Annotated in this window: 20 protein-coding genes; 15 read left to right on the top strand and 5 right to left on the bottom strand. The window is 63.5% G+C overall.

The annotated features are described in order from the left end of the window. Positions 1–31 precede the first annotated feature (31 nt). The 5 genes from ACQY6T_RS04205 to ACQY6T_RS04185 all read right to left on the bottom strand — a co-directional run bounded on the left by ACQY6T_RS04205 (position 32) and on the right by ACQY6T_RS04185 (position 3,521). Positions 32–1,159 (bottom strand): cell wall hydrolase, encoded by a 1,128-nt coding sequence (locus ACQY6T_RS04205; protein ID WP_428628852.1) that lies wholly within the window; start codon positions 1,157–1,159, stop codon positions 32–34. A gap of 197 nt (positions 1,160–1,356) precedes the next feature. Continuing rightward, positions 1,357–1,815: a hypothetical protein gene (locus ACQY6T_RS04200; RefSeq protein WP_428628736.1), complete on the bottom strand. Its 459-nt coding sequence runs from the start codon at positions 1,813–1,815 to the stop codon at positions 1,357–1,359. A 302-nt stretch (positions 1,816–2,117) separates the two neighbouring features. Continuing rightward, complete coding sequence (locus tag ACQY6T_RS04195; protein WP_428628733.1) at positions 2,118–2,315, bottom strand: hypothetical protein; 198 nt, start codon at positions 2,313–2,315, stop codon at positions 2,118–2,120. 98 nt (positions 2,316–2,413) lie between these two features. After that, a complete protein-coding gene (locus ACQY6T_RS04190) occupies positions 2,414–2,620 on the bottom strand; it encodes a cold-shock protein (protein WP_088442721.1) in 207 nt (68 codons plus the stop codon). A 289-nt stretch (positions 2,621–2,909) separates the two neighbouring features. Further along, on the bottom strand, positions 2,910–3,521 hold the full coding sequence (locus ACQY6T_RS04185; protein ID WP_428628731.1) for a hypothetical protein: 612 nt from the start codon (positions 3,519–3,521) through the stop codon (positions 2,910–2,912). A 237-nt stretch (positions 3,522–3,758) separates the two neighbouring features. On the opposite strand from ACQY6T_RS04185, the gene ACQY6T_RS04180 reads away from it, so the two are divergent. From ACQY6T_RS04180 to ACQY6T_RS04110, 15 genes are all read left to right on the top strand, one after another. Beyond that, complete coding sequence (locus ACQY6T_RS04180) at positions 3,759–4,625, top strand: Crp/Fnr family transcriptional regulator (RefSeq protein WP_428628729.1); 867 nt, start codon at positions 3,759–3,761, stop codon at positions 4,623–4,625. 218 nt (positions 4,626–4,843) lie between these two features. Continuing rightward, on the top strand, positions 4,844–5,389 hold the full coding sequence (gene rimP / locus ACQY6T_RS04175) for a ribosome maturation protein RimP (protein WP_428628727.1): 546 nt from the start codon (positions 4,844–4,846) through the stop codon (positions 5,387–5,389). After that, positions 5,389–7,038 (top strand): transcription termination factor NusA, encoded by a 1,650-nt coding sequence (gene nusA, locus ACQY6T_RS04170; protein WP_428628724.1) that lies wholly within the window; start codon positions 5,389–5,391, stop codon positions 7,036–7,038. The genes rimP and nusA overlap by 1 nt, the downstream gene beginning before the upstream one ends. Next, positions 7,019–7,789 carry a DUF448 domain-containing protein gene (locus ACQY6T_RS04165; RefSeq protein ID WP_428628722.1) on the top strand — a complete coding sequence of 257 codons (771 nt, stop codon included), beginning with the start codon at positions 7,019–7,021 and terminating at the stop codon, positions 7,787–7,789. The genes nusA and ACQY6T_RS04165 overlap by 20 nt, the downstream gene beginning before the upstream one ends. 17 nt (positions 7,790–7,806) lie before the next feature. Then, positions 7,807–10,353 (top strand): translation initiation factor IF-2, encoded by a 2,547-nt coding sequence (infB, locus tag ACQY6T_RS04160; protein WP_428628721.1) that lies wholly within the window; start codon positions 7,807–7,809, stop codon positions 10,351–10,353. 36 nt (positions 10,354–10,389) lie between these two features. Further along, a complete protein-coding gene (locus ACQY6T_RS04155) occupies positions 10,390–10,941 on the top strand; it encodes a DUF1697 domain-containing protein (protein ID WP_428628719.1) in 552 nt (183 codons plus the stop codon). A gap of 3 nt (positions 10,942–10,944) precedes the next feature. Further along, positions 10,945–11,343: a 30S ribosome-binding factor RbfA gene (rbfA, locus tag ACQY6T_RS04150; protein ID WP_428628716.1), complete on the top strand. Its 399-nt coding sequence runs from the start codon at positions 10,945–10,947 to the stop codon at positions 11,341–11,343. 169 nt (positions 11,344–11,512) lie between these two features. Further along, positions 11,513–11,989, top strand: coding sequence for a hypothetical protein (locus ACQY6T_RS04145; RefSeq protein ID WP_428628715.1), 477 nt, complete (start codon positions 11,513–11,515; stop codon positions 11,987–11,989). Between the two features lie 23 nt (positions 11,990–12,012). Further along, positions 12,013–13,296 (top strand): DNA-packaging protein, encoded by a 1,284-nt coding sequence (locus ACQY6T_RS04140; RefSeq protein WP_428628713.1) that lies wholly within the window; start codon positions 12,013–12,015, stop codon positions 13,294–13,296. Between the two features lie 86 nt (positions 13,297–13,382). Next, positions 13,383–13,784 carry a hypothetical protein gene (locus ACQY6T_RS04135; protein ID WP_428628711.1) on the top strand — a complete coding sequence of 134 codons (402 nt, stop codon included), beginning with the start codon at positions 13,383–13,385 and terminating at the stop codon, positions 13,782–13,784. Next, positions 13,774–14,268 carry an ImmA/IrrE family metallo-endopeptidase gene (locus ACQY6T_RS04130; protein WP_428628709.1) on the top strand — a complete coding sequence of 165 codons (495 nt, stop codon included), beginning with the start codon at positions 13,774–13,776 and terminating at the stop codon, positions 14,266–14,268. The genes ACQY6T_RS04135 and ACQY6T_RS04130 overlap by 11 nt, the downstream gene beginning before the upstream one ends. A gap of 58 nt (positions 14,269–14,326) precedes the next feature. Then, complete coding sequence (locus ACQY6T_RS04125) at positions 14,327–15,445, top strand: phage portal protein (RefSeq protein ID WP_428628706.1); 1,119 nt, start codon at positions 14,327–14,329, stop codon at positions 15,443–15,445. A gap of 115 nt (positions 15,446–15,560) precedes the next feature. Beyond that, positions 15,561–15,869 (top strand): DUF6127 family protein, encoded by a 309-nt coding sequence (locus ACQY6T_RS04120; protein WP_428628704.1) that lies wholly within the window; start codon positions 15,561–15,563, stop codon positions 15,867–15,869. Between the two features lie 80 nt (positions 15,870–15,949). Beyond that, positions 15,950–16,315: an HK97 family phage prohead protease gene (locus tag ACQY6T_RS04115; protein WP_428628701.1), complete on the top strand. Its 366-nt coding sequence runs from the start codon at positions 15,950–15,952 to the stop codon at positions 16,313–16,315. A gap of 5 nt (positions 16,316–16,320) precedes the next feature. Further along, complete coding sequence (locus ACQY6T_RS04110; protein ID WP_428628698.1) at positions 16,321–17,463, top strand: phage major capsid protein; 1,143 nt, start codon at positions 16,321–16,323, stop codon at positions 17,461–17,463. Positions 17,464–17,481: the final 18 nt, after the last annotated feature.

Here is a 17,481-nt window from a genome sequence, read left to right as displayed (position 1 = left end):
ATCGTGAGAAGGAAAGCTTAAGCCGAAAGGCTCACTGTTTCCACTCTCCGCTGCCGCGAAATTCTTCGCGGATCTGACCGGACTGGTTGAGCCGCGGATCGGCGTAGGTCTGGGTAACGGGCGCCGCGGGCGGCGGCGCGATTGGGGTTGCCGGCATCACCGCGCCGGGGAGCGGCGCCGCGGCGGTGTCAGGAAGCGTCGCGGCTACGCCCGTGAGCGCAGGCACAGGGCCGGCGCCGGGAGGAAGGCCCTGGCCCTTCAGGATCGCAAGCTGCTGCGCGAGCGGCAGATAGGGACCGGGGACCGGCTCGCGGCCGAGATAGGGCGCCCGGAACGCGTCGGGCATGCCCCAGCGGCCGCGCCAGCGATGGAAGATATGCGCGCCGACGATGTTGGTCATCACCAGGCTTTTGCCCCAGCGCGGCCAGATCGCCTGGGTGTGATAATGGGTCGCCAGGCCGACCTTGGGAAAAACAAAGCCGCCGAGCGCCGCCGAGGCGACGCGGCTCGCGCGCAGCCAGTTGGGCTTGCTCGGCGCCCGCGCCATCGCGCCGTCGCAGCTAAAGGTGAACTGGCAGACGCCCGCGCGCTGCGAGCCTTGAAAGACGACGCCGCACACGGTGTTCGGAAAGCTGGGGTGGCGGACCCGGTTGATCACCGTCTGCGCAACGCCGCGCATGCCGTCGTCGGTTTCCGACGCGGCCTCGTAATAGATGGCGGCGGTCAGGCAATAATGGGCGCGTTCGCGGTCGAGCGCGGTCACGCCGCGAAAGACATAGGATCTGGCGGGTGGTCCGACGAACGCTTCGTCGCGGAGCAGCGCTGGGTCGGCGGGCGGTAACGCTGCCGCATCACCATAACCGACGCTGGCTGGGTCGGGCAGGGTCGAGTCGATTTTTAGCGCTGCCTCATAATCTTCGGCATTCATGATCGCCCAGCGCGCCGGGTCATAGGCCCGAAATTCGACCGGGACCGAAACGCTGTAGGGACCGAACACGACGGGTGCGCGCAGCTGCCCGCTCGACAGCAGGAAGGCAAGGCAGGCGACCGACATGACGGCGGCGATTGCCGCCCAAAAGGCACGCCCCGGCCCCGCCGGCTTTTCCGGCGCGGGGTCACGCCATGTCGCGCGGGCGGTCAAGTTGAGTTCGGGCTTCATCAATCATCAAATTCCGTCGCCCCGTCCGCCGCCGATTCGCGCGGACTGGTGCCAGTCTGCCTTATACGCTGAAACGCCAACAAAATGTTGCAGCGCCTATAGGTTGTTCCACGGCGGGACGCGCCGGGCGACGAGCCTCAAGACAACCAAGCATCGAAAGAAAATAACCTCGCTGCGATATAGCCTCTCGTATCGGGCTACTCGGGCGCCGAATCGTCCGCGGGCTCGCCGTCCGATGTTGAGATGAAAAGGATCAACCTTTCGTCGCCCATTCGGCGTTGCGCCAGGATCAGCAGCGGATAGGTGCCATTGATCAGGTGAGCCCGCGCCTGATCGTCGCCGAACTCGATCAGGGCCTTGGCAATTTGGGCGCGATGCGCGTTGCTGGTAAAATAGCTGTCGACGCTGTCACCGGGTTGAAGGATCCCGCGGACATTCACGTTAAAGCGATCCTGTTGCAGGATCGCGGCGGGCTTCGAAAGTTTGGCACCGGTGCTGCTGACCCGGTCCTCTGGCCCGATCATCACGCCATATTCGCTAACATATTCAAGTGTGTCGCCCGGATCCGACGCTTGCGAGGACGGGATCAGGAACAGCGCGGCGATGATCGCCACGACGACCCGTTGCCGTGCGGTTTTCGGATATTTTGTCATCATTTCGGTCTCCACAAAGTCTGGCAACTGTCGCCGCGCAACGGGCTTTCGCGCTTTGCATAACGCGAGACATTTCACTGCTGCGCGCTGCGCAGTCTGTGATGGCTCGCACAGAGCGCCGTTCCAACCGCATTTTTCATGATGCGTTATCAACCGGGCAGGCCAGCCACCATCCCATCCAATCGGCGCAGCGCGGAGGCCCAAGATCGGAGGTGGCTGCGCTCGCTTCTAGGCTAGCGATCTCGTGGACTCTGGGCGATGCTGCTGACGCCGTGCTGGCCGCATATCAAGATCGAGCGGATCGACTAGCCGATCTTTGGCGTCGTGGAATGTGGGGGGCCGGTGAAATATTTGCGCATGCCGCGCTTGGCGCGATACGCATCGATGCGCTGGGCGTAGTGGCCGGGCAGATCGAAATTGGCGTGGCGGGCGCTGGTGCCGCGACTGCGGGGCTGGCCAGCGGCGATCAACGCCATCTGGTGATGATAGAAAAGCTCGTTCATATCCATTGGGTGGTCCCTTGGCGTTGGAGCGAGCTGAATGCCGATCAATCGGCGAATGGTCCGGCCCGGCGCCCCAAGGACGCCGGGCCGGAGTTCATTCATGCAGGCTGAAGATTGACAGCCGAGGTCTTGCCGCGCTGGTCGGTTTCCAGCTCGTAAGAAACGCGCTGTTCCTTGTTCAGCGTCGACATGCCGGCGCGCTCGACGGCAGTGATGTGGACGAAGCTGTCGCCCGAGCCATCTTCATTGGCAATGAAACCATAGCCTTTGTCGCTGTTGAAGAATTTTACGGTGCCGATGGGCATGGGATGTTTCCTTTCACGAAAACAGATAATCAACCGGCAAAAGCGCCGGAGGAGCTGGTAGCGCGTGAAGGGAAGTATCAGCCTGGCGGCATCAAATTTCCGTCGCAGGCGACGTTAGCGCGGCAACATCTGGGATATTTTTGGCGAAAAGTCAAGTTTTCGCGAAGTTCCTTGAATCCCTTCAGGCGTTTGCGGATGTTTGATGGTTGCCGGATTCTGTTCTGCGCCGAAATGATGAGATGGAATGCGACGCTGAAACTTCGGACGAATAGCGTTTAAGAAAATCTGTCTATCGACCGACAGATTCGGGGATATCGAGAATCTGATCGAAATATTGATCCATCCGGTACCGGGCAAAGCTGCTCAAATGCAGGTAGGTTCGCCGTTGATCACGCGTGTCGTCCTCCCGGACGAGCCAGCCTTCGTCGGTCAATCGCTTGATCCAGCGCAAAGCGGTTGTCGCCGGAACCGCTGCGGCAATGCACAGGCTTGATACCGATACATCGCCGCCTTCCTGTTGGGCCGCGTAAAGATCGAGCATCATATCCCACGCAGGATCGGAAAATAAGTCGGCAGAAAATTTTTGTTCGCGAAGGCGTCGCTGTCGTATCCGTTCGCGAACCTGACGGGCTCGATAGACCGATGGCGATAAATCATCGTAAAAAGAGTGCTGTTTTTCTGAACTTTCACTTTTACGAAGGTCGGGAACGTCGCGTAATCCGATCTGCTTAGATTCGGTAAGGCAAGATTTCCTGTCGTCACTTCGAAAATCCAGACCAGCGCCGTTTTTCGACATGCGTTCGAGCGCTTTGACTAGTCGAAGAACCTCGTTCTCCAAGACTTCGATACGATCCCAGTCCCGATTGTTCGAAAAATCTTGTCCGGAAAGAGACTGTCCCATCGATACCTCGATTTGCCCGCAGAATAGTTAAACTACATTCGACAGCAAATTTAAAGTCAAAATGACCAAAAATTCTGTCCAAAACGGATCTTCCAATCTTTTCATAAATTTAGATCTCAACTTTCGATATGAAGAGGGATTTATTCAGCTGTCTGAGCTTTCGAAAGGCCATGAGTTAGAACATAATCTATGTAATTTTTTTGCAGTGTGATCTAAATCAAATCAATGAACTGTCACATGTGTAGTATTTTTAATACAAGGGGCGTTTATCTTGCTACATTATTTTATCGCAGGTCGCGCTTATGGCTGACTGCGACTGAGAGATGCGCAGTGCTCCCGCCGTATGAGGAGCATATTTTGGTACAACCAATCGGGCTTGAGGCGACGGCCGTTCGGCTGTCGCGGTCGCAAAAAATGACATCTGGCGATATCGCCGCCTTCGCCTCCTTGCCGCATCGCGTGAAGCAGTTGGCCGCCGGGGCCTATATCACCCGTGAGGGCGACCGCGTGTCGAGTTGTTCCATCTTGCTGGAGGGGGCGGTCATTCGGCACCGGGTAACCAGTAGCGGCCGCCGTCAGGTCGTTGCCGTTCAGGTTGCCGGGGATTTTGTGGATCTGCAGAACCTGTTGTTCGATGACGCGGATCATAGCGTGCAAACCGTCGGGAAGGCGCGAGTTGCGATAATCCCCATAAGTGCGATCAAGGAGCTGGTGACCGACAGGTCGGCGCTGGCGCTGGCGCTTTGGTGCGATACGCTGATCGACGCCGCCATACTCCGTGAGTGGCTCGTCAATATCGGCCGCCGCGATGCCGTGTCGCGGATTGCGCATCTGCTGTGCGAACTGGAAGTCCGGTTTGCCCATGTCGAACTAGCTCGCGATCGTTGTTACGAAATGCCTATGACGCAGGAGCAGATTGCCGATGCGGTCGGTCTGACGACGATCCATGTGAACCGAACTTTGCAGGAGCTTGGACGGATGGGCGGGATCAGGCGAGACAAGAAGAATATGTGCATCACCAATTGGGGTATGATGGAAGAACTTGGCGAGTTCGATGGTCGTTACCTTCGCCGCGACAGATCGCCCAGCGAAGCGGCGACTTAAATTAGAGAAGGCAATGGCGGCCGCTGATATGAAAAGCGGCTGCACGACGGACCCATGCGTATCGCGCTTAGCCGTCAGCATTCCCCCTTGCCGACTCATCCGCCCCCGCCTATACGCAGCGCACTTCTTGACATGGTTAGCCAGTTGGGACGTCGGGGCCGCGGGCCGCGGCGGCTGTACCCACTTGCTTTCCGGTCATCCGATTTTGAAAGAATGACTTGGCCGATCTTGACGTCCTGAATGCGATCATCGCGCCCGAAGCCGAGGCAATGGGGCTGGCGTTGGTGCGCGTCGCCTTTTTTGGCGGCGAGAGCGACCCGACGCTGCAAGTGATGGCCGAGCGCCCCGAAACGCGCCAGCTGACGATCGACGATTGCGCCGACCTGTCGCGCCGCATTTCGGTCCAGCTCGACGCGCTTGAGGAAGCGGGCAAGGACCCGATCAACCAGGCGTACCGGCTGGAAGTGTCGTCTCCGGGCATCGACCGGCCACTGACGCGCCCTGCCGACTTCGCCGATTGGGCGGGGCATGAGGCCAAGATCGCGTTGAAAGAAAAACGTGACGGGCGTCAGCGCTTCAGCGGTTTGCTGATCGGTATCGAAGACGACGTCGTGACGATACAGGATAAGGAAGAGAGGGAGCATAAGCTGCCGTTCGACGCGATCGACACGGCGAAGCTGGTGCTCACCGACAAATTAATTGCCGCAACCGTCCCGCTTTCAGCCGAAGGCGCCGACGAAATGGAAGAAGAAGGACAGGACTGATGGCCACTGCCATTTCCGCCAACCGCGCCGAACTGCTGGCGATTGCCAACAGCGTCGCCAGCGAAAAGATGATCGACAAGGGCATCGTCATCGAGGCCATTGAAGAAGCGATCCAGCGCGCCGCGCGCGCCCGCTATGGCGCCGAGAATGATATTCGCGCCAAGCTGGACGTCCAGACCGGCGACCTGCGCTTGTGGCGCGTCGTCGAGGTCGTCGAGACCGTCGAGGATTATTTCAAGCAGGTCGATCTGGCCGCCGGTCAGAAACTGCAGAAGGATGCCCAGTTGGGCGATTTCATCGTCGATCCGCTGCCCGCGGTCGACCTGGGCCGTATCGACGCGCAGTCGGCGAAGCAGGTGATCTTTCAAAAGGTCCGCGAAGCCGATCGTCAGCGCCAGTATGAAGAGTTCAAGGACCGCGGCAACGAGCTGATCACCGGCGTCGTGAAGTCGGTCGAGTTCGGCCACATCGTCGTCAACCTGGGCCGCGCCGAAGGCGTCATTCGCCGCGACCAGCAAATCCCGCGCGAATTGATGCGCGTCGGCGATCGCGTCCGCGCGCTGATCCTGTCGGTGCGCAGCGAAACGCGCGGGCCGCAGATTTTCCTGTCCCGCGCCCACCCCGACTTCATGAAAAAGCTGTTCGCGCAGGAAGTACCCGAAATTTACGACGGGATCATCGAGATCAAGGCCGCCGCCCGCGACCCGGGTTCGCGCGCCAAGATCGGCGTCATCAGCTATGACAGCAGCATCGACCCCGTCGGCGCGTGCGTCGGCATGAAGGGCAGCCGCGTCCAGGCGGTTGTCCAGGAAATGCAGGGCGAAAAGATCGACATCATCCCCTGGTCCGAAGACACGGCGACCTTCGTCGTCAACGCATTGCAGCCGGCAACGGTCCAGCGCGTCGTGATCGACGAAGATGACAGCCGCATCGAAGTCGTCGTTCCCGACGACCAGCTGTCGCTGGCCATCGGCCGCCGCGGCCAGAACGTCCGTCTCGCCAGCCAGCTGACCGGCAGCCAGATCGACATCATGACCGAGGCCGACGCCAGCGAAAAGCGTCAGCGCGAATTCGTCGAACGTTCGACGATGTTCCAGGAAGAGCTCGACGTCGACGAAACGCTGGCGCAGCTGCTGGTTGCCGAGGGCTTCACCGAACTCGAAGAAGTCGCCTATGTCGGCATTGAGGAACTCGCGGGCATCGAAGGCTTTGACGAGGAACTGGCGCAGGAGCTGCAGAGCCGCGCAACCGAGGGTCTTGAGCGCCGCGAAGAAGCATCGCGCGCCGAACGCCGCGAACTGGGCGTCGAGGACGATCTGGCCGCCATCCCGCATCTGACCGAAGCGATGCTCGTCATCCTCGGCAAGGCGGGGATCAAGACGCTGGACGATCTTGCCGATCTGGCGACCGATGAGCTGATCGCGAAGAAGCGCACCGACAACCGCCGTGGCCCGCCGCGCAGCGAGCGCGCCGAGGACAAGGGCGGCGTACTGGGCGAATATGGCCTGAGCGAAGAACAGGGTAACGAGATCATCATGGCGGCACGTGCGCACTGGTTCGACGACGAACCGGTTGCCGAAGCGTCGCAAGTGGCCCCCGCAGCGGAGCCGCAAACCGGGGAGGCCGCTGATGCGGACCCCGCACAATGATCAGCTGAGCGAACCAGACCGCGCTGGTCGGCGCGGCCAGCATGTGCCCGAACGGCGCTGCGTTATCACCGGCGAGGTTTCGCCGGCCGAAAGGCTTGTGCGCCTGGCGCTTGGCCCCGACGGCAGCATCGCGCCCGACGTGCATGGCAAGGCGCCGGGGCGCGGAGCATGGATTGGCGTCGACCGCGCCGCGCTGGAAACGGCGCAAGCGAAAGGCAAGCTGAAGGGCGGGTTGGCGCGGGCGTTGCAGGACAGCAATTTCACGATCCCCGATGATCTGGGCGAACGCATCGAGACGCAGCTTCGGCGCGCGACGATGGACCGGCTGGGACTGGAATCGCGGTCGGGGACGTTGCTCAGCGGCAATGAAAAAATCGAAACCGCGGCGCGCAAGGGGCAGGTTCGCTTGCTCCTCCACGCCAATGATGCGGGCGAGGACGGACGCAAGAAACTGGCGCAGGCCTGGCGTGTCGGCGAGGACGCCGAAGGATCAGGCCGCGAGGGGCTGGTCTTGCCGGTGGACCGAAGCACCCTATCTATGGCATTGGGCCGCGAGAATGCGGTGCATCTGGCGTTGATTGACGCCCGCGCCGCGGCCCGGGTGCTGGCGCATTTGAGCCGCTGGCAGTTTTTCACAGGATGGAGTAGGGACGCGGCCAACCGCGATTCCGATCCGCATGCCCCGCCGCCCGTCGGCGAGGAAAATATTGGGGCGACGCCGACAGGCTCCGCCGCTTCGGACGCGTTTTGAAGGAATGATGAGTTTCGATGAGTGACGAACAGGACAAACCGACCCTGACCCGCAAGCCCCTGGGGCTGAAGCGGACGGTCGAGGCCGGACAGGTGCAGCAGCAATTCAGCCACGGCCGCCGCAATACGGTGGTGGTCGAGGTGAAGCGTCGCCGTGTGCTCGGCCGTCCGGGCGAAGCTGCGCCTGAACCCGTGGTCGAAGAGGTCGAGGTCGCCCCGGCGCCTGCGCCCGCCCCGACGCCGCCCCCGGCGGCGCCCGCCGCGCCGAAGCGCGCCAGCGAAAACGAGAGCCTGATGTCGCGTCAGGAACTTCAGTCGCAGCTGCTGCGCGAAGCCGAAGAATCGCGCATGAACGCGCTGGAGGACAATCGTCGCCGCGACGAAGCCGCGCGTGCCCGCGCCGTTGAGGAAGAAAAGCAGCGTGGCGAGCAGGCCGCGGCCAAGCAAGCCGAAGCAGCGCCTGCAGTTGCGCCCGTCGCAGCTGAGCCCGCCGCCGAAGCGCCCACCGCCGCTGAACCGCAGGGCGAAGCCGCCCCGGCGCCGACGCCCGCGCCGCGCGCCACCACCAGCGCCGCCCCGTCGCCGCGCCGCTTTACCCCGGTCGAGGCGCCGAAGCGCCCCGAACCCAAGCGCCCTGACCCCAAGGTCGCCCGTGGCGGCGACAGTCGTCGCCAATCCGGCAAGCTGACGGTTACCCGCGCGCTGAACGAAGATGAAGGCGCGCGTGCGCGCAGCCTTGCGGCGCTGAAACGTGCCCGCGAAAAGGAAAAGCGTTCGCACACCGCTTCGTCGGGTCCGCGCGAAAAGCAGATCCGCGAAGTCGTCGTACCCGAAAGCATCACGGTCCAGGATCTGGCCAACCGCATGGCCGAAAAGACCAGCGACCTGGTCAAGGCGCTGTTCAAGATGGGCGTCCCGTCGGCCAGCACCGACACGATCGATCAGGACACCGCCGAATTGCTCGTCACCGAGTTCGGTCATGAAGTGAAACGCGTCAGCGAAGGCGATGTCGATATCCGTCACGACGAGGACGTCGACGACGCCGAGCATTTGAAGCCGCGCGCCCCGGTGGTCACGATCATGGGCCATGTCGATCATGGCAAGACGTCGCTGCTCGACGCGCTGCGTGGGGCGAATGTCGTGGCGGGCGAAGCCGGCGGCATCACCCAGCATATCGGCGCCTATCAGGTGAAGACCCCCGACGGGTCGCTCGTCACCTTCCTTGATACGCCGGGCCACGAAGCCTTTACCGAGATGCGTCAGCGCGGTGCCAACGTCACCGACATCGTCATCCTGGTGGTGGCAGCCGACGACGGGCTGAAGCCCCAGTCGATCGAGGCGATTGCCCATGCGAAGGCGGCCGGCGTCCCGATCATTGTCGCGATCAACAAGATCGACAAGGAAGGCGCCAACGCCCAGCGCGTCCGCGAACGCCTGCTCGAACATGAGCTGGTCGTCGAGGAAATGGGCGGCGACGTGCAGAATGTCGAAGTGTCGGCGCTGAAAAAGACCGGCCTCGACAAGCTGCTCGAAGCGATCGCGGTGCAGGCCGAAATCATGGAGTTGAAAGCGAACCCCGACCGCGCCGCCGAAGGCACTGTGGTCGAGGCGAAGCTGGACAAGGGCCGTGGTCCGGTGGCGACGATCCTCGTCCGCCGCGGGACGCTGAAGGTCGGCGACATCTTTGTCTGCGGCGCCGAAAGCGGCCGCGTCCGCGCGCTGATCGACGACCAGGGCAAGCAGATCAAGTCGGCCACCCCGTCGATGCCGGTCGAAGTGCTGGGTCTGGGCGGCGTTCCGATGGCGGGCGACACGCTCACCGTCGTCGAGAATGAAGCGCGCGCCCGCGAAGTCGCGGCCTATCGTCATGGCGAGGCACTCAAGAAGCGCACCGTCCAGGCGCCGGTCAGTTTGGAAGGCATGTTCGAAGCGCTGGCCGACAAGGCCAACGTCATCCAGTTCCCGGTGATCATCAAGGGCGATGTGCAGGGGTCGGTCGAAGCGATCGTCAATGCGCTGAACAAACTGTCGACCGACGAAATCCGCGTCCGCGTGCTCCAGTCGGGCGCCGGGGCGATCACCGAAAGCGACGTGACGCTGGCGGCGGCGACCAATGCGCCGATCATCGGCTTTAATGTCCGTCCGAACCCCAAGGCGCGCGAGATCGCGAAGCGCGAAAAAGTGCGCTTCATGTATCATGATGTCATCTATCACCTGACCGACGAAATCCGTAAGGAAATGGCGGGCGAGCTGGGTCCGGAGCGGATCGAAACCGTCGTCGGCCGCGCCGAGGTCAAGGATGTGTTCCCGGCCGGCAAGCGCGACAAGGCCGCGGGCCTGCTCGTGCTCGAAGGCGTCATCCGCAAGGGACTGCACGCGCGTCTTACCCGCGACGACGTCATCGTGTCGGCAACAACGATCGCGTCGCTGCGCCGGTTCAAGGACGACGTTGCCGAAGTGCGCGCCGGACTGGAGTGCGGCGTGGTGCTGTCGGATACCAACGACATCAAGGCGGGCGACAACCTCGAAGTCTTCGAAGTCGAAATGCGCGACCGGACGCTGTAACAGGCGTCCGCTTCGCGCGGATCAGGAGGCGCCAGCATGGCTCGCTACGTCGCGCTGTTCGGCAGCATCAATGTCGGTGGCAATCGGCTGACCATGGCCGACCTGCGCGCGGCGTTCGAGGCCGAGGGGTTTGCTGACGTCGAGACCGTCGTGGCCAGCGGCAACGTCATCTTCTCGCACCCCGCGCGGCCGACGCGCGGGCTGGAAGAAAAGCTGACGCTGATGGTCGATGACCGGTTCGATATGCGCTGCGCAGCTTTGGTGCGCAGCCGCGAAGAGTTGGCCGCCGCAATCGCCGACAATCCGTTCGCCGGGACTAATGAGGACAAGTTCGTCCACACCATGTTCCTCGACGGACAGCCAACGCCGGATCAGTTCGCTGCGCTGGCGAGCGACAAGTGGATCAAGCCGAATGAGCGCCTCGCGCTGGGCGACCGGGCGCTTTACCTCGATTATGGGGACGGCGTGGCGGACAGCAAATTGACCGCGCGGGTGATCGAACGCCATTTGGAACATAAGGGCACGGCGCGCAACATGCGCTCGATCGCCCGGATCATCGACAAGCTCGACCAGTTGGAGAAAGCGTAAGCCATGAAAACGGCAGACACCAAAGGCCCGACGGTCCGCGCACTGCGCGTTGGCGAACAGGTGCGCCACATCCTGTCGGACATCCTGGCGCGCGGCGACGTGCATGACGATTTGCTGACCAAGCATCCAGTGAGCGTGACCGAAGTCCGCATGTCGTCGGACCTGCGCCACGCGACGGTGTTCGTGAAGTCGCTGCTCGGCAAGGAGGAGGAGGCGGTGCTGAAAGCGCTGCGTACCAACACCGCCTGGTTGCAAAAAAGCGTCGCCGAACGGATGGCGATGAAATATGCCGCGAAGCTGAAATTCCTGTCGGACGAGAGCTTTGACGAGGCGAGCCATATCGAAAAATTGCTGCGCGATCCAAAGGTTGCGCGCGATCTGGCGGGCGGCGAGAGCGAGTAAGTCGCCACGTTCCAGATTGGATAAAATAACCATATAGGTTATTTCACTTGACATCGTCACGCTGATATGGCACAAGTGTCACATCATGAAGAATTGCGAGTCGGGCCGGTAGCCTTCCGTGTTGCGGGAGGCTGTTCCGGCCCGACTGGCGTTTGGGGAGACGCGATCGATGGCGTGGAAGGCAAAGGGTGCGAGCGACGGGCGTGCGGCGCGTCCCACCCGCGGTCAGTTGAGCAGCTTCCTAGAAGCGCTGGCGGAGACGTCGAACGTCGCCGCGTCGGCGCGGGCGGCGGGGGTGTCGGGCAATGCGATGTACCGCGAGCGGCGGCGCAATGCCGGGTTTGCGGCGCGCTGGCACGAAGCGCTGTGCGAAGGCTTTGCGCGGCTGGAGGCTGAACTATTGTCGGAGGCGCTGGTAGCGCCGAGCGGCAATGTGAAGGATGCGACGCTGAAATCGCGGGCGCAGAAATATCGGCTGGGGCTGGCATTGCTGGCGGCGCATCGCGCGTCGGTGCGCGGGGCGAAGCTGCCCGGCGGCGGCGTTGCCGCGACGCAGGGGAGCGCGAAGGCGCGATTGCTCGCGAAACTTGATGCAATCCGCGCGCAGGCGGCAGCCGAGAGCGTCGAAGCGGATGAAGCAACTTGAAAAGTTTTGCGGAAGTGCGTGGCATGACGCCCAAAAAATATGCCGCGTGGGCGAACAGACTTCGCGATGCCACGCCGGAAAGGCTGTTGACCAACTGGGTCTGGTGGCAGCGCGACGATCAATGCCCGCCCGCGGGCGACTGGCATGTGTGGATGCTGCTGGCGGGACGCGGGTTTGGCAAGACGCGTACCGGCGCCGAGTGGGTGCGTGCCTTTGCGGAAGCGACGCCGGGGGCGCGGATCGCGCTGGTCGCGGCGTCGCTGCACGAGGCGCGGCAGGTGATGGTCGAGGGCGAGAGCGGTTTACTGGCGATCGCGCCGGATGCGCTGCGGCCCGATTATGAGAGCAGTTTGCGGCGGCTGACCTGGCCGAACGGGGCGGTCGCGACGCTCTATTCGGCGGCGGAACCCGACAGTTTGCGCGGCCCCGAACATGAAGCGGCGTGGTGCGACGAAATCGCCAAATGGCCGCAGGGCGAGGCGGCGTGGGACAATCTGATGCTGACGATGCGGATCGGCGCGCAGCCGCAGGTCGTCGCCACGACGACCCCGCGCGGGGTGCCGCTGGTGCGGCGGTTGATGAAGGAAAAGGGCGTGCAGGTGACGCGCGGCGCGACCGACAGCAACCGGCTGAACCTGTCGCCGCGCTGGCTGGCGACGATGGGGGCGATTTACGACGGGACGCGGCTGGGGCGACAAGAGCTGGACGGTGAGCTGCTCGAGGATGTCGAGGGCGCGCTGTGGACGCGGGAATTGATCGAGCGGTGCCGGGTCGATGCTGAGGAAGTCGGCAAGCTGGCGCGGGTGGTGATCGGGGTCGATCCGCCGGCGAGCGCGCAGGGCGATGCGTGCGGGATCGTGGTGGCGGCTTTGCTGCGCGACGGGCGGCTGGCGGTGGTCGAGGATGCGAGCGTCGAGCGCGCGGCGCCGTGGGTGTGGGCGCAGGCGGTCGCGGCGGCGGCAGCGCGCTGGCGCGCCGAGCGGGTGGTGGCCGAGAGCAATATGGGCGGCGAGATGGTCGCCGCGACGCTGGCGCAGGCCGATGCCCGGCTGCCGGTGCGCGCGGTGCATGCGAGCGTCGGCAAGGCGCGGCGGGCGGAGCCGGTGGCGCTGGCTTATGAGCGCGGGCAGGTGGTGCATGCCGGGGCGTTCGCGGAGCTGGAGGACCAGCTGTGCGGGTTGCAGATCGGCGGGGGCTATGCGGGGCCGGGGCGCTCGCCGGATCGGGCGGATGCGTGTGTTTGGGCGCTGGCGGCGTTGCTGGAGGGGTTGCGGATGGGGCGGGTTGTGGGGGTTCGGCGAGTCTAGGCTCTTGATGTTGAGCTAGTCATGGCGCCTGCAATTGACACCCATTAGGGATCCGGCCTAGCCATCTGAAAGATAGGGAGGATCTTGTGGAAGCAAGAATAAGAAAGCTCGAAAAGACGGTCGAACAGCAGGGATACCTGCTTTTGATCCTGATGGTTGTCCTTATCATTGATACCGCTGCTCTGTTGTTGCTTTGGGGCCAGAACGGAAAGCCGGATTTCGACCATATCGCTGTCTCTCTAACTGTATTTCAAACGCTGTTTGGGATAGCTGCGCTCTATGGATTTTGGGCGCTGCGCGCGCTCACGATCGAGAAGGCGCAAGAGGTTGCGGAGGCTGAAGTGCAAAAAATTGCACCGCCGATCATCTTGCGAGAGGTTCAGGACAGTTTGCAGAACGTGCCGCGGGACACTATATCCGATATCGATCTGAGCGATATCGTGAGCGCTACAGGCGACGCCGGAAAGGAGGGCGACGATGGAAAATGAAATGCAGACTGTTGCCCGGCATCTTGGAACCGCGCCGGTAAACCTGAAGGCCATTTTCGCTGATCTGGGCATTGATTATTATGAGCGCCCGCTCAGTTCCGGCGAGTCCGCATGGATCGAGCGTGTCGGCGACCGCTTTAGCGTCGTGGTCAATTCGACCGAGGGCGCTGCGCGTCGCCACTTCAGCGCCGCGCATGAGTTGGCGCATTATCTTCTGCACCGAGATCTCATGCAGATCGATGGCGCTAGAATGAATCGCCACAAAGATTGGCTGTATGGAGCGCCGGAAGAAAATCCCGCGTCGCCCTTTACCCGTGAACATGAAGTCCAGGCCAACCGTCTGGCGGCGCAAATCGTGATGCCCGGAAAGCTTGTTCGCGAAAAATTCATCGAGAAACCAAGCGTTGCCGAACTGGCGACGGGCTTTGGTGTATCCAAGGCAGCGATGGAAATCCGGCTGAAAACGCTTGGCCTAGCCAGCTAAGTTTCTCGATTGAGGAACATTAGCCCCGCCTCCGCGGGGCTTTCTTTTGGAGAACATCATGAACTGGTTTGGCCGGAAGGCTGCGCAGGGGGCTGCGCGGCCTGCTTTGTCGCGGGTGTATGGGACTTATGGGATGATGGGGTCGGCGCCCGCGCCCTTGTCGTATGAGGCGCAGTTGCGCAGCGGCTATCTGGGCAATGCGATTGTCCAGCGCAGCGTGAAATTGGTCGCCGAGGCGGCAGGGATGGCGCCGGTGGTGGCGAGCGATCCGGCGCTGGCGGCGCTGATTGCGGGGACGTCGGGCGGGCAGGGGCTGGTCGAGACGCTGGCGTCGCAGTTGTTGCTGCACGGCAATGGTTATGTGCAGATTTTGGCCGACGGCGCGGGGGCGCCGATCGAGCTGTTTGCGCTGCGCCCCGAGCGGGTGACGGTCGAGGCCGATGGGCGCGGGTGGCCGGTCGCCTATCGGTACAAGGCGGGCGGATCGGCGGTGGTGCTGCCCGCCGAGGATGGCGCCGGGCGGACCGCGGTGGTGCATGTGAAGGCGCTGCATCCGCTGGACGATCATTATGGTGCGGGATGTTTGGGCGCCGCATCTGGCGCGATCGCGGCGCATAATGCGGCGGCGGCGTGGAACCGCGCGCTGCTGGACAATGCGGCTCGGCCGTCGGGCGCGCTGGTGCATGATCCGGGCGACAAGGGGATGCCGTTGTCGGTGGATCAGGTCGAGCGGCTGCGCGAGGAGCTGGCGGAGAGCTTTGCGGGCGGGGCGAATGCCGGGCGGCCGTTGCTGCTGGAGGGCGGATTGCGCTGGCAGGCGCTATCGCTGTCGCCCGCCGAGATGGATTTCCTGGCGTTGAAGGAGTCGAGCGCGCGCGAGATTGGACAAGCGTTCGGGGTGCCGCCGATGCTGCTCGGGCTGCCGGGGGATGCGACCTATGCCAATTATCGCGAGGCGAACCGGGCGCTGTGGCGACTGACGGTTTTGCCGTTGGTAGGAAAGATTTTGGGCGGCATCGCGCAGGGGCTGCGCGGGTGGTTCGAGGGGGCTGAGTTGCGCGTGGATTTGGACAAGGTGCCGGCGCTGGCCGAGGACCGGATGGCGTTGTGGCACGAGGTGTCGGCGGCGGACTGGCTGAGCGCGGATGAGAAGAAGGCGCTGTTGGGGCTTAGCTAGCCCGCATCGTCACCCCGGCCTTTAAGCCGGGTCCATGACTTCCGCGCCGCGGTGGATCCCGGCCCCCGGATCAAGTCCGGGATGACGAGTCCGGGATGACGAAAGGAAAATCGACATGGACGAAGAAGAAGCGCTGGCGCGGTTGATCGCGCTGGCGGGGACAAGCGCGCCCGATGCGGCGTTGCTGCGCGCGGTGGTCGAGGAGGCGAGCGAGTTGGGCGCCCGCCGGGCTTTGGCGCGGCTGGGGCTGGCCGACGAGGCGGCGCGTGAGGATGTCGGCGATCTGCGCCAGCTGCTGAGCGCGTGGCGTGATGCGAAGACGAGCGCGTGGAAGGCGGCGGTCGATTGGGCGGTGCGCGGGGTGCTGGCGGCGTTGGTCGTCGGGCTGGCGGTGAAGCTGGGGTTGCCGGGGTTGCTGCGGTGAGGGCGCGTGCGAACGTCGCGGCCCACCCCCAACCCCTCCCGCAAGCGGGAGGGGGGATCAGGTTTGCAGGCTATGCAGCGGTGTTCGACCGGGTGGATCGTGGGGGCGATGTGGTGCGCAGCGGGGCCTTTGCGGCGAGTTTGCGCGAACGACGGGCGGTGCCTTTGTTGTGGCAGCACCGGCCGGGGGTGGTGATCGGCGCGATCGAGATGTTGGGGGAGGACAGCCGCGGGCTGCGTGTCGTGGCGCGGGTGACGCACCCCACGGCGGCGGGGCTGGTCGCGCGCGGGGCGCTGACGGGATTGTCGTTCGGATATCGGGTGATGGCGGCGCGCGGGAGCAATCCTCGCGAGCTGCTGACGCTCGATCTGGCCGAAGTGAGTTTGGTGGCGCTGCCGATGCAGCCGGCGGCGCGGGTGATTGCGGTGGATTCTTTGAAGGAGTGACGGGCATGGAATTGGATATCGAAGTGAAAGCGGATGCGCTTGATGGGGCGTTCGATGCGGTGCTGGCGGCCGAGGCGGTCGATGATTTGAAGGCGTCGGTTGCGGCGCTGAGGGCGCAGGTCGATGCGCAGACGGTGGCGGCATCGCGCCTGCCGCTCGACGGGACCAAGGCAGCTGATCCGGCGCGCGATGCCTTTGTCGAGCGGTACCTGCGGCGTGGCATTGATGCGGGGGTGGAGATGAAGAGCCTGTCGGGGGCGTCGGGCGGCGAGGGCGGTTTTGCGGTGCCGCGCGAGATCGACGGAGCGATCGCGGCGACGCTGAAATCCTTGTCGCCGATCCGGTCGATCGCGACGGTCGTGCAAACGGGGTCGAGCGGGTATCGCAAGCTGATTGCGACGGGATCGATGGGCGCGGGATGGGTCGGCGAGACCGCGGCGCGGCCCGAGACGGCGACGCGCAGCTTTGCCGAGATCGTGCCGCCTTCGGGCGAGCTATACGCCAATCCGGCGGCGAGCCAGGCGATGCTGGACGATGCGATGTTCAACGTCGAGGACTGGCTGGCTGAGCAGCTGGGCCGCGAGTTTGCCGTCGCCGAGGGATCGGCGTTCGTTAACGGCAATGGCACCAACCGGCCGAAGGGGTTTCTGACCTATTCGACGACGAACGAAATCGACAGCATTCGCGCGTTCGGGACGTTGCAGCATCTGGCGACGGGGACGGCGGGCGCGTTTCCGGCGGCGAACCCGCAGGACAAGCTGGTCGAGCTGGTCCATTCGTTGCGCGCGCCCTATCGCCAGGGCGCGACGTGGGTGATGAATTCGGACACGCTGGCGCGGATCCGCAAGTTCAAGACCACCGACGGCGCGTTCATCTGGCAGCCGGGGTTGGTCGAAGGGCAGGCGGCGACGTTGCTTGGCTATCCGGTGGTCGAGGCCGAGGACATGCCCGATGTCGCGGCGAACAGCCTGTCGATCGCGTTCGGTAATTTCCGCGCCGGCTATCTGGTCGCCGACCGCGGCGAGACGCGCATCCTGCGCGATCCGTTCAGCAACAAGCCGTTCGTGCATTTCTATGCAACCAAACGGGTCGGCGGAGCGATCATCGATTCGCAGGCCATCAAGCTGATGAAATTCGCCGCCAGCTGATCTGACGCTGGCGCGATG

This window comes from Sphingopyxis sp., from assembly GCF_965279725.1.
GTDB lineage: Bacteria > Pseudomonadota > Alphaproteobacteria > Sphingomonadales > Sphingomonadaceae > Sphingopyxis.
Note: the sequence above shows the minus strand (reverse complement) of the source record. Positions and strands in the feature narration are given on the sequence as shown.

Bases quoted from the DNA above. Each gene is read 5' to 3' on its own strand.
- ACQY6T_RS04205 (WP_428628852.1), bottom strand. From the start codon at position 1,159: ATGAAGCCCGAACTCAACTTGACCGCCCGCGCGACATGGCGTGACCCC.
- ACQY6T_RS04200 (WP_428628736.1), bottom strand. From the start codon at position 1,815: ATGATGACAAAATATCCGAAAACCGCACGGCAACGGGTCGTCGTGGCG.
- ACQY6T_RS04195 (WP_428628733.1), bottom strand. From the start codon at position 2,315: ATGAACGAGCTTTTCTATCATCACCAGATGGCGTTGATCGCCGCTGGC.
- ACQY6T_RS04190 (WP_088442721.1), bottom strand. From the start codon at position 2,620: ATGCCCATCGGCACCGTAAAATTCTTCAACAGCGACAAAGGCTATGGT.
- ACQY6T_RS04185 (WP_428628731.1), bottom strand. From the start codon at position 3,521: ATGGGACAGTCTCTTTCCGGACAAGATTTTTCGAACAATCGGGACTGG.
- ACQY6T_RS04180 (WP_428628729.1), top strand. From the start codon at position 3,759: ATGTGTAGTATTTTTAATACAAGGGGCGTTTATCTTGCTACATTATTT.
- nusA (WP_428628724.1), top strand. From the start codon at position 5,389: ATGGCCACTGCCATTTCCGCCAACCGCGCCGAACTGCTGGCGATTGCC.
- ACQY6T_RS04165 (WP_428628722.1), top strand. From the start codon at position 7,019: ATGCGGACCCCGCACAATGATCAGCTGAGCGAACCAGACCGCGCTGGT.
- infB (WP_428628721.1), top strand. From the start codon at position 7,807: ATGAGTGACGAACAGGACAAACCGACCCTGACCCGCAAGCCCCTGGGG.
- ACQY6T_RS04155 (WP_428628719.1), top strand. From the start codon at position 10,390: ATGGCTCGCTACGTCGCGCTGTTCGGCAGCATCAATGTCGGTGGCAAT.
- rbfA (WP_428628716.1), top strand. From the start codon at position 10,945: ATGAAAACGGCAGACACCAAAGGCCCGACGGTCCGCGCACTGCGCGTT.
- ACQY6T_RS04145 (WP_428628715.1), top strand. From the start codon at position 11,513: ATGGCGTGGAAGGCAAAGGGTGCGAGCGACGGGCGTGCGGCGCGTCCC.
- ACQY6T_RS04140 (WP_428628713.1), top strand. From the start codon at position 12,013: ATGACGCCCAAAAAATATGCCGCGTGGGCGAACAGACTTCGCGATGCC.
- ACQY6T_RS04130 (WP_428628709.1), top strand. From the start codon at position 13,774: ATGGAAAATGAAATGCAGACTGTTGCCCGGCATCTTGGAACCGCGCCG.
- ACQY6T_RS04125 (WP_428628706.1), top strand. From the start codon at position 14,327: ATGAACTGGTTTGGCCGGAAGGCTGCGCAGGGGGCTGCGCGGCCTGCT.
- ACQY6T_RS04120 (WP_428628704.1), top strand. From the start codon at position 15,561: ATGGACGAAGAAGAAGCGCTGGCGCGGTTGATCGCGCTGGCGGGGACA.
- ACQY6T_RS04110 (WP_428628698.1), top strand. From the start codon at position 16,321: ATGGAATTGGATATCGAAGTGAAAGCGGATGCGCTTGATGGGGCGTTC.